Origin of the sequence: Facklamia sp. P12955, from assembly GCF_050409565.1 — a bacterium.
In the GTDB taxonomy this organism is placed as follows: domain Bacteria; phylum Bacillota; class Bacilli; order Lactobacillales; family Aerococcaceae; genus Facklamia.
This window is the reverse complement of the sequence record NZ_JBNUPF010000050.1, coordinates 1-2131: the sequence shown is the minus strand read 5'-3', so window position 1 is coordinate 2131 and position 2131 is coordinate 1. Positions and strand designations below refer to the sequence as shown.

Here is a 2131-nt window from a genome sequence, read left to right as displayed (position 1 = left end):
TAAAACGAGGCGATTGGCTAAGCAAAATAGCTAATATGCATGGGATTACGGTTGCACAATTGAAGTCTTGGAATAATTTAAAATCAAATTATATTTACACAGGGGATATTTTATATGTTTCTCAACCAAATTTAACATCGAATCTGAATCCCTCCAAGCCAGATAGTAATACTCAAGTTGCAGTAAAAACTTATGTCGTTCAAAATGGCGATTCTTTATATTCAGTCGCTAAAAAATTTGGAGTCTCTGTTTCCAATTTAAAGAAATGGAATGAAATGACTTCCAATACTCTTTATGCTGGATATACTTTAATAGTGAATAATGCCCAACCTGCCTCTCCGATTGTACAAATTGAAGATCAAGGTAAACAATATAGGGAAAATCAATCAGTAAAGCATACACCTTATGAGTACAGTTACCACATTGTTCAAGAGGGAGATAGTATAGAAACAATTTCTTGGCAGCATGAAATGAAAGTTAGCGAATTGAAAAAAATTAATAATTTAACTTCTAATCGCTTAAGTGTCGGTCAAAAAATTCTTATTTCTAAAGTCCCAACTCAAGAAAAAGTTAATGTTGAACCGAATGAGGTAAGTAATGCCAATGTTGAGCGTTTATTAGATATTGCAAGAAGTTATCTGGGAGTTCCTAAATACTCACCCGAACATCGTGCGTTAGTCGATGCTTATAATCGGATTTATCCAAAACCGGTTGGTTACAGCTTGACGTATGATGATGATTGGTGTGATGCTTTTGTAACTCACATCGCAGATGAGGCCGGCCTTTCTCACTTAACTGGGCGAGAAGTAGGTGTTGAACGTCATAAAAACATTGTGAAGAATAAAGGAATTTGGATGGGGCTTACCAAGCCCAAGGCTGGAGATATCGTCTTCTTCAACTGGGATGGTTATCGTAACGGTTGGGGGCATCATATTGGAATCGTAGAGTCTTATAATAATGGATTAATTACAACTTTCGAAGGAAATACCCGAGTGAATGATTCCAAACTAATGGTCGCTCGCAAAGAGTTTGCATGGGATAGTATCTACATTCAAGGTTATGGACGTCCACGTTATTAAACATAAACTATTAAAAAGGTTGAACGTTGATAGACGTCCAACCTTTTTTACTTTGAATGACTATTATTACAATCTTTGAGAAGCTATTAAGATTATATTTCAATTTTAGATATATGTTTCTTCATTTATAATTGAATTGCAAAACATTCAATTAAATTATAAATGAAGAACTCCTAATGAAAGGTAATTTGTTGAAATCAAGTATAATAACTATTTCTATGTCAGCACTTGCTGCCGTTTCAGTCTCAAGTCTTGCGCCCAACAATTCCATCTATGCTCAAGAAAGCAATGTTTTATACGGAAGCTACACAGTAAAAGCGGGTGATGCCAAATATCGCATTGCAATTAACCATGGCATGACGATGGATGAATTGAAAGAGTAAAATGGCTTAATAAGTAATTTAATCCATCCAGGTGATGTCTTAAAGGTACGCATTAAAGACAAGAAAGAACTTGAAAATAATCCAGTAGAAGAAGCAGAGACTAAAAACCTAGAGGATAAATCGAAACCTTTAGCTGATGAAATTGCAACAATCGGTCAATCAATAATCTGTGTATCTAAGGCGAAAACCTATATTGTTCGTCGAGGTGATCGGTTAGGCAAAATAGCTAATATGCACGCTTTATCATGATCGCTCTGTAGATGTCCCAAGATATTCAACTCTACCATATCATACCAATGAAAAGATCGTTGAAGGCAAGCGCTTAGCTGATAGTATTCAGAACTCCTCATTAGTAGCTGCAACTGGGGGGCTAGCTAGTCAAGGAATACACCCTCAAAACCTTCACGTGACACCTACTACAGACATGCCTGCAGCTTTAGTGGATCTTGGCTTTATGGATAATCCTACCGAATTGAAAAAAACTGACTGATTCCGTTTATCAAGCTAAATTAGTTGAGGGATTGATTAATGGTATTAATACTTACTTTAATGACTAAATAAAAATAAGACTTTGCAAATCATATTTGATTTTGCGAAGTCTTTTTATTTTAAAAGGGGCTGTATCATAAGTCCATTTTTGCTATAACCTTTAAAATAAGACCCGAGATA

2 protein-coding genes and 1 pseudogene are annotated in these 2131 nt (G+C 35.4%); all 3 read left to right on the top strand.

The genetic code is table 11. The annotated features are described in order from the left end of the window. Nucleotides 1-1079 (top strand): LysM peptidoglycan-binding domain-containing protein (locus tag ACQV2G_RS08975; RefSeq protein WP_428876635.1); only part of this gene is annotated, 1079 nt, incomplete at its 5' end. Between the two features lie 302 nt (nt 1080-1381). Then, nucleotides 1382-1462: pseudogene (locus ACQV2G_RS08970) on the top strand (LysM peptidoglycan-binding domain-containing protein); the annotation flags it as partial. 229 nt (nt 1463-1691) lie between these two features. Further along, nucleotides 1692-1952 carry an N-acetylmuramoyl-L-alanine amidase family protein gene (locus ACQV2G_RS08965; RefSeq protein WP_428876637.1) on the top strand — a complete coding sequence of 87 codons (261 nt, stop codon included), beginning with the start codon at nt 1692-1694 and terminating at the stop codon, nt 1950-1952. Nucleotides 1953-2131: the final 179 nt, after the last annotated feature.